This window comes from Streptomyces sp. NPDC054956 (assembly GCF_053609185.1).
Map to the genome: position 1 here is coordinate 1 of NZ_JBSGXB010000350.1, position 7224 is coordinate 7224.

7 protein-coding genes and 1 riboswitch are annotated in these 7224 nt (G+C 69.7%); all 7 genes read left to right on the forward strand.

The window, feature by feature from the left end; all coding sequences use genetic code 11:
• A partial coding sequence (locus ACWGDE_RS33690; protein ID WP_453392856.1) for a LysM peptidoglycan-binding domain-containing protein occupies positions 1-446 on the forward strand: 446 nt, incomplete at its 5' end.
• Between the two features lie 276 nt (positions 447-722).
• A riboswitch (cyclic di-AMP (ydaO/yuaA leader) is annotated at positions 723-894 on the forward strand.
• Positions 895-896: 2 nt separating this feature from the next.
• On the forward strand, positions 897-1601 hold the full coding sequence (locus ACWGDE_RS33695; protein WP_453392857.1) for a transglycosylase family protein: 705 nt from the start codon (positions 897-899) through the stop codon (positions 1599-1601).
• Between the two features lie 303 nt (positions 1602-1904).
• On the forward strand, positions 1905-3185 hold the full coding sequence (gene eno, locus ACWGDE_RS33700) for a phosphopyruvate hydratase (protein WP_453392858.1): 1281 nt from the start codon (positions 1905-1907) through the stop codon (positions 3183-3185).
• Positions 3186-3292: 107 nt separating this feature from the next.
• The gene (locus ACWGDE_RS33705) at positions 3293-3781 is read left to right on the forward strand and encodes an FtsB family cell division protein (protein WP_453392859.1); all 489 of its coding nucleotides are present in this window, start codon (positions 3293-3295) and stop codon (positions 3779-3781) included.
• A gap of 72 nt (positions 3782-3853) precedes the next feature.
• Complete coding sequence (locus ACWGDE_RS33710; protein WP_453392860.1) at positions 3854-4402, forward strand: DUF501 domain-containing protein; 549 nt, start codon at positions 3854-3856, stop codon at positions 4400-4402.
• Positions 4399-5340, forward strand: coding sequence for a Ppx/GppA phosphatase family protein (locus ACWGDE_RS33715; RefSeq protein WP_453392861.1), 942 nt, complete (start codon positions 4399-4401; stop codon positions 5338-5340). Before ACWGDE_RS33710 ends, ACWGDE_RS33715 begins: the two co-directional genes overlap by 4 nt.
• 412 nt (positions 5341-5752) lie before the next feature.
• Positions 5753-7138, forward strand: coding sequence for an NAD(P)/FAD-dependent oxidoreductase (locus ACWGDE_RS33720; RefSeq protein WP_453392862.1), 1386 nt, complete (start codon positions 5753-5755; stop codon positions 7136-7138).
• Positions 7139-7224 lie beyond the last annotated feature (86 nt).

Here is a 7224-nt window from a genome sequence, read left to right on the forward strand (position 1 = left end):
ACCAGGACCTCCCCACGACGGCCCCCGGCCTGCCCGGCGGTCCGACGGCCCCCGCGAACCCGGCGGACCCCACGGCGCCCGCGGCCCCGTCCGCGGACCCGACGGCTCCGGTGGCCCCGACGGCGCCCACGGCCCCCCTCGCCCCCGCCGACCCGTCGGCGCCCGCCACCCCCGGCAACCCCGCCGATCCGGCCGCGCCGGCGGCCGGCGCGGCGGAGGGGAACGGGAAGCACCGCGGCCCGGCCGCGGTCGAGGCACCGGCCGCGACTGACGCCGCGTCGGACCCGAAGTACACCGTGAAGGCGGGCGACAGCCTGGCCGCCATCGCGGACGCCAAGGGAGTGAAGGGCGGCTGGAACGCGCTCTACGAGGCCAACGAGCAGGTCATCGGCGACGACGCCAACCTGATCAAGCCCGGCCAGAACCTGGATCTAACCCACCAATAAGGGCAGTTAGGGCGCCCGGAAACAGCTGATTGTCCGTTTTCTGTAAGTGAGACATGTGTCTCTTCCGGTCAACTGGCGTGTCAGGTCCGGAGGGTTCCGCAAACCCCGCCCTCACCTGCGCAAACATCACCGGGAAGAGCGCAAGTAGGCCCTGTTTCCCCCCGATGTCGCTCGTTGAACATCGGGGGGAGACCTGTCTACCTTCTGAATCGCTCGCCACCGCGGGCTCCTTCGACCGCATCGCCGAATCCTGCCGGCGGACGGAGGGAACACACGTCGCGTCAAGCGCCGAAGGCAGGAGCGGGGGAACCAAGGTAGGCGCCGGAACCGGCCGTTGAGAGACGGTCACGGAACCGGCTAGGGGTTAAGACGGGCGCTAGGACGCTCGGCCGGGCACTCACTCGCCCGAACCCGACAGCTCACCTCGTAGGCGTCGGTGAGGAGAACTCCATGCTGATTTCCGGCAAGGGCAAGCACCGTCGCGGCAGCAAGGCCGTCCGCATCGTCACGCTCGCCGGTGTCACCGGTGCCGCCATCGCCGCCCCGCTGATGGCCGCCGGTACCGCTTCCGCCGCGACCGCTTCCGAGTGGGACCGCGTCGCCTCGTGCGAGTCCGGTGGCAACTGGTCCATCAACACGGGCAACGGCTACTACGGCGGCCTGCAGTTCTCGTCCTCCACGTGGGCCGCGTACGGCGGCAAGGCGTACGCCGCCCAGGCCAACCAGGCCTCCAAGGCCCAGCAGATAGCCATCGCCGAGAAGGTCCTCAAGGGCCAGGGCAAGGGCGCCTGGCCGTCCTGTGGCGTGGGCCTGTCGAACTCCTCCTACACCGGCGGCGCCGCCGAGGCCCCCAAGCCGAAGGCCGAGCCGAAGAAGCAGGAGAAGAAGGCCGAGCCGAAGAAGGAGACGAAGCGCGCCGAGGCCCCGGCCACGCGCTCCGACCGTCCGGCCGCCAAGCCGAAGACCGAGACCCCCAAGACCGAGGCCCCCAAGACGGGCAACGGCTCCTACGAGGTCAAGTCCGGCGACACCCTGGGCGACATCGCCGCCGCGAACAACGTCTCCGGCGGCTGGGAGAAGCTCTTCGAGCTCAACAAGGACATCGTTTCCGACGCCAACCTGATCTTCCCGGGCCAGAAGCTGAAGCTCAGCTGAATCCTGCGGTAACAGCAGCAGGACCGGCGTCCGCAACACGCAGTGCATCCACCGCCCGGCGCGCAACCCCCTTCGCGCCGGGCGGTGCTGTGTGCCCGTTCCGGCCCGGTGAGGAGCCCGGAAATCCTCGGTGATCAAGGGTCCTATGTCCTGTAAGGGGGGCATTCAGGCCCTTTTTCGTCCCAGGACCCGGGCGGTCGGCTGGCCGAGTGCCCTGAGCCGGTTAGGCTCTAAGCGGCAAGGCCATCCCACGGCCTGACATGCCACCGCACACTCAGCGTCACATCCCAGAAGGAGATGCTCGTGCCGTCCATCGACGTCGTCGTAGCCCGGGAAATCCTGGACTCCCGAGGCAACCCCACGGTCGAGGTCGAGGTGGGCCTCGACGATGGCAGCACCGGCCGTGCTGCAGTTCCGTCCGGTGCCTCCACCGGAGCGTTCGAAGCCGTAGAGCTCCGTGACGGTGACCCCAACCGTTACATGGGCAAGGGTGTCGAGAAGGCCGTCCTCGCCGTCATCGAGCAGCTCGGCCCGGAGCTCGTCGGCTACGACGCCACCGAGCAGCGCCTGATCGACCAGGCGATGATCGACCTGGACGCCACCGACAACAAGGGCTCCCTCGGCGCCAACGCCATCCTCGGCGTCTCCCTCGCCGTCGCGCACGCCGCGTCCGAGGCCTCGGACCTCCCGCTCTTCCGCTACCTCGGCGGTCCGAACGCGCACCTGCTGCCCGTTCCGATGATGAACATCCTCAACGGTGGGTCGCACGCCGACTCCAACGTCGACATCCAGGAGTTCATGATCGCCCCGATCGGCGCGGAGTCCTTCTCCGAGGCCCTTCGCTGGGGTGCCGAGGTCTACCACACCCTCAAGAAGGTCCTGCACACCAAGGGCCTCTCCACCGGTCTGGGCGACGAGGGCGGCTTCGCGCCGAACCTCGAGTCGAACCGCGCCGCGCTCGACCTCATCGTCGAGGCCATCAAGCAGGCCGGCTACGTCCCGGGCACCCAGATCGCGCTCGCGCTCGACGTCGCCGCGTCCGAGTTCTACAAGGACGGCAACTACGAGTTCGAGGGCAAGTCCCGCTCGGCCGCCGAGATGACCGACTACTACGCCGAGCTCGTCGAGGCGTACCCGCTGGTCTCCATCGAGGACCCGCTGTTCGAGGACGACTGGGACGGCTGGAAGACCCTCACCGACCGCCTGGGCTCCAAGGTCCAGATCGTCGGCGACGACCTCTTCGTCACCAACCCCGAGCGCCTCGCCCGCGGTATCGAGGAGGGCTCGGCCAACGCCCTGCTCGTCAAGGTGAACCAGATCGGTTCGCTGACCGAGACCCTCGACGCCGTCGAGATGGCCCAGCGCAACGGCTTCAAGTGCATGATGTCGCACCGCTCCGGCGAGACCGAGGACGTCACCATCGCCGACCTCGCGGTCGCCGTGAACTGCGGCCAGATCAAGACCGGCGCCCCGGCCCGCTCGGACCGCGTCGCCAAGTACAACCAGCTGCTGCGCATCGAGGAGATCCTCGACGACGCCGCGGTGTACGCGGGCCGCAGCGCCTTCCCGCGCTTCAAGGGCTGAACAGTCCTTTAGGCCGCGGGGCGCAAGCCTCCCTACGTCCCCGTACTCGGTCCCGTACCGTGTGCGGGGACGTATTGCGTAGTGCGTGTACAAGGGGAGGCGGATCAATGGCCGGGAACCGGGACCGGTTCGCCACGTTCTCGACCGCGACGAGGCTCAAGCAACTGGGCGAGCGGACCGCGGCGCACGTCTACCGCTCGCAGTCCCGCCGCCAGGTCCGCCGCAGCCGGCTCACCGGCCGGGCCGCCCTGCTCGTCCTCGTCCTCTGTACCCTGGTCGTCGCCCTCGCCTATCCGATGCGCCAGTACGTGTCCCAGCGCTCGGAGATCGCGGAGCAGCAGAAGGCCGCCGCCACCGCGCGCGAGCGGCTGGAGCGGCTGCGCGACGAGAAGGCCCGCTGGCAGGACAACGCGTACGCGGAGCAGCAGGCGCGCAAGCACCTGCACTTCGTCCGGCCGGGGGAGATCAGCTACATCATGAACGACCCCGGGGCCCAGGGCGCCGAGCACCGCCGCAGCGGACAGGCCGCCACCGACCGGCCCTGGTACTCCAACGTCTGGGACGGCGTCGACAAGGCCGACCGCCCGGGCGACTGAGACGTACCCGACCGACTGCGTACCCGACTCGGTACGTGACCATCCACGAGAACGAAAAGACTTCCTCCAGGCATGCAGACGCCCCCGCCCCAGACCGACCGGACCGAGCCGACCGCCGCCGACATCGAGGCGTTCGAGCAGCAGCTCGGCCGCCCGCCGCGCGGGCTGCGCGCCATCGCGCACCGCTGCCCCTGCGGGCAGCCGGACGTGGTGGAGACCGCCCCGCGGCTTCCCGACGGCACGCCCTTCCCGACGCTGTACTACTTGACCTGCCCGCGCGCCGCCGGCGCGATCGGCACGCTCGAGGCCAACGGCGTGATGAAGGAGATGCAGGCCCGGCTCGCCGTGGACCCGGAGCTGGCCGACGCCTACCGGGCCGCGCACGAGGACTACATCACCCGCCGCGACGCCATCGAGGTGCTCCAGGGCTTCCCGAGCGCCGGCGGCATGCCGGACCGGGTCAAGTGCCTGCACGTGCTGGTCGGCCACTCGCTGGCCGCGGGCCCGGGCGTGAACCCGTTCGGCGACGAGGCCCTGGCGATGCTGCCCGAGTGGTGGGCCAAGGGCGCCTGCGTCACCCCGTGCGGGGACAAGGCGGAGCAGACGGGCCCGGACGCGTGACCCGGGTCGCGGGCATCGACTGCGGTACGAACTCCATCCGCCTGCTCGTCGCGGACTGCGACCCCGCCACCGGCGAGTTCGTGGAGCTCGACCGCCGGATGACGGTGGTACGCCTCGGGCAGGGTGTCGACCGGACGGGCCGGCTGGCCCCGGAGGCGCTGGAGCGCACCTTCGCCGCCTGCCGGGAGTACGCGGCGGTCATCGAGGAGCTCGGCGCCGAGCGCCTGCGCTTCGTGGCGACCTCGGCCTCCCGCGACGCCGAGAACCGGGACGAGTTCGTCAAGGGGGTCATGGAGATCCTGGGCGTCGAGCCCACGGTGATCTCCGGTGACCAGGAGGCGGAGTTCTCCTTCACCGGGGCCACGAAGGAGCTGACGGGCACCGACCACCTGGAGAAGCCGTTCCTGGTGGTGGACATCGGCGGCGGCTCCACGGAGTTCGTGGTCGGCGAGGACCACGTCCGGGCGGCCCGCTCCGTCGACGTGGGCTGCGTCCGGATGACCGAGCGCCACCTGCTGGTGGACGGGGTCGTCACCGACCCGCCGACCGCGGCTCAGGTCGCCGCGATAAGGGCGGACATCGAGGCGGCGCTGGACCTGGCCGCCGAGAGCGTCCCGCTGGGCGAGGCGCGCACCCTGGTCGGGCTGGCCGGTTCGGTGACCACGGTCGCCGCGATCGCGCTGGGCCTGACGGAGTACGACTCGGCGGCGATCCACCACTCCCGGATCTCCTACGAGAAGGTCCGCGAGATCAGCGAGCGGATGCTGACGCTGACGCACGCCGAGCGCGCGGCGATCCCGGTGATGCACCCGGGCCGGGTCGACGTGATCGGCGCGGGCGCGCTGGTCCTGCTGGCCGTCATGGAGCGGGTGGGCGCTTCGGAGGTCGTGGTCTCGGAGCACGACATCCTCGACGGAATCGCCTGGTCGGTCGCCTGACGGAGGCGGTGAGGGCCCTCCGGAAGGACTTCCGGGGCCCTTACGGGGGCCTTAGGTCCCGTCGTCCACACGAAGTTCGTGAAGTTCTTCACAAGGAAAAGATGCCCGTGAGGGCTCGAGAGGGGCCTTTTGGGTGCCTCGAGGGCCCCTCGGGCCTTCTTTTTGCGAGCGTTCGTGTGAATGGCGGGCCCCGAGGGGCTCCGTCGGTAGGTATCCACGAACCGGGTGGTCTACTCCGGTTTCAGCCTCGGAGGCCAGTTCAGGCCTGGTGTTCAACGACTCCCGTTACACCCTGGTTCCCGTCGCGCGCCATGACCTCGGTCACGTGGGCGGCGGAGTGTAGCAGAGGGTCTCCAGACCCTTGTGAAGGGGCTCACGAGCGTCACCCCTTGGGGTGCTGGATACTCGTTCCATGAGCACCACGGAGCGTCCCAGGATCCTCGTTGTAGGAGGTGGGTACGTAGGCCTGTACGCAGCCAAGCGCATCATGAAGAAGATGCGTTACGGCGAGGCGACCGTCACGGTCGTCGACCCGCGCTCGTACATGACCTACCAGCCCTTCCTCCCCGAAGTGGCCGCAGGCAGCATCTCGCCTCGGCACGTCGTCGTACCGCTGCGACGCGTGCTTCCGAAGGCTGAGGTCCTCACCGGCCGCGTCACCAGCATCGACCAGGACCGCAAGGTCGCCGTCGTCACGCCGCTCGTCGGCGAGGCGTACGAGCTGCCCTTCGACTACCTGGTGATCGCGCTCGGCGCCGTCTCCCGCACCTTCCCGATCCCCGGCCTCGCCGAACAGGGCATCGGCATGAAGGGCGTCGAAGAGGGCATCGGCCTGCGCAACCACGTACTCGAGCAGCTCGACAAGGCCGAGTCCACGACGGACGAGGACGTCCGCCGCAAGGCCCTCACCTTCGTCTTCGTCGGCGGCGGCTTCGCCGGTGCCGAGACGATCGGCGAGGTCGAGGACATGGCCCGCGACGCCGCGAAGTACTACTCCAGCATCAAGCGCGAGGACATGCGCTTCATCCTGGTCGACGCGGCCGACAAGATCCTTCCCGAGGTCGGGCCCAAGCTCGGCACCTGGGGCAAGGAGCACCTCGAGTCGCGCGGCATCGAGATCTACCTGAACACCTCCATGGACTCCTGCGTGGACGGCCACGTGGTGCTGAAGAACGGCCTCGAGGTCGACTCCAACACCCTGGTGTGGACCGCGGGCGTCAAGCCCAACCCGGTGCTGGCCCGCTACGGCCTGCCGCTGGGCCCGCGCGGCCACGTGGACGCCGAGCCGACCCTCCAGGTCAAGGGCACGGACTACATCTGGACCGCCGGCGACAACGCCCAGGTGCCCGACCTCGCCGCCCGCAAGGCCGGCGTCGAGAACGCCTGGTGCCCGCCGAACGCCCAGCACGCGCTGCGCCAGGCCAAGGTCCTCGGCGACAACGTCATCTCGGGCATGCGGGGCTTCCCGCAGCACGAGTACTCGCACTCCAACAAGGGTGCTGTGGCGGGCCTCGGCCTCCACAAGGGCGTCGCGATGATCGTCATGGGCAAGATGAAGATCAAGCTCAAGGGCCGTCTCGCCTGGTACATGCACCGTGGCTACCACGGCATGGCCATGCCGACCTGGAACCGCAAGATCCGCGTCTTCGCCGACTGGACCCTCGCGATGTTCCTCAAGCGCGAGGTCGTCTCCCTCGGTGCGCTGGAGACCCCGCGCGAGGAGTTCTACGAGGCCGCCAAGCCCGCCCCGGCCCCGGTCGCCGCGAGCGCCCCGGCCGAGAAGGCCAAGGCCTCCTGACCGGCTCCGGCCGGCCGTAGGACCAGCAGGACCAGCAGGACCAGCAGGACCCAGAGCGACCCGAAGGGGCCGCCCGCCATCCGTGG

What these genes read in the sequence shown, in the direction of transcription:
- ACWGDE_RS33695 (WP_453392857.1), top strand. Translation starts at nt 897, where the DNA reads ATGCTGATTTCCGGCAAGGGCAAGCACCGTCGCGGCAGCAAGGCCGTC.
- ACWGDE_RS33705 (WP_453392859.1), top strand. Translation starts at nt 3,293, where the DNA reads ATGGCCGGGAACCGGGACCGGTTCGCCACGTTCTCGACCGCGACGAGG.
- ACWGDE_RS33720 (WP_453392862.1), top strand. Translation starts at nt 5,753, where the DNA reads ATGAGCACCACGGAGCGTCCCAGGATCCTCGTTGTAGGAGGTGGGTAC.
- ACWGDE_RS33710 (WP_453392860.1), top strand. Translation starts at nt 3,854, where the DNA reads ATGCAGACGCCCCCGCCCCAGACCGACCGGACCGAGCCGACCGCCGCC.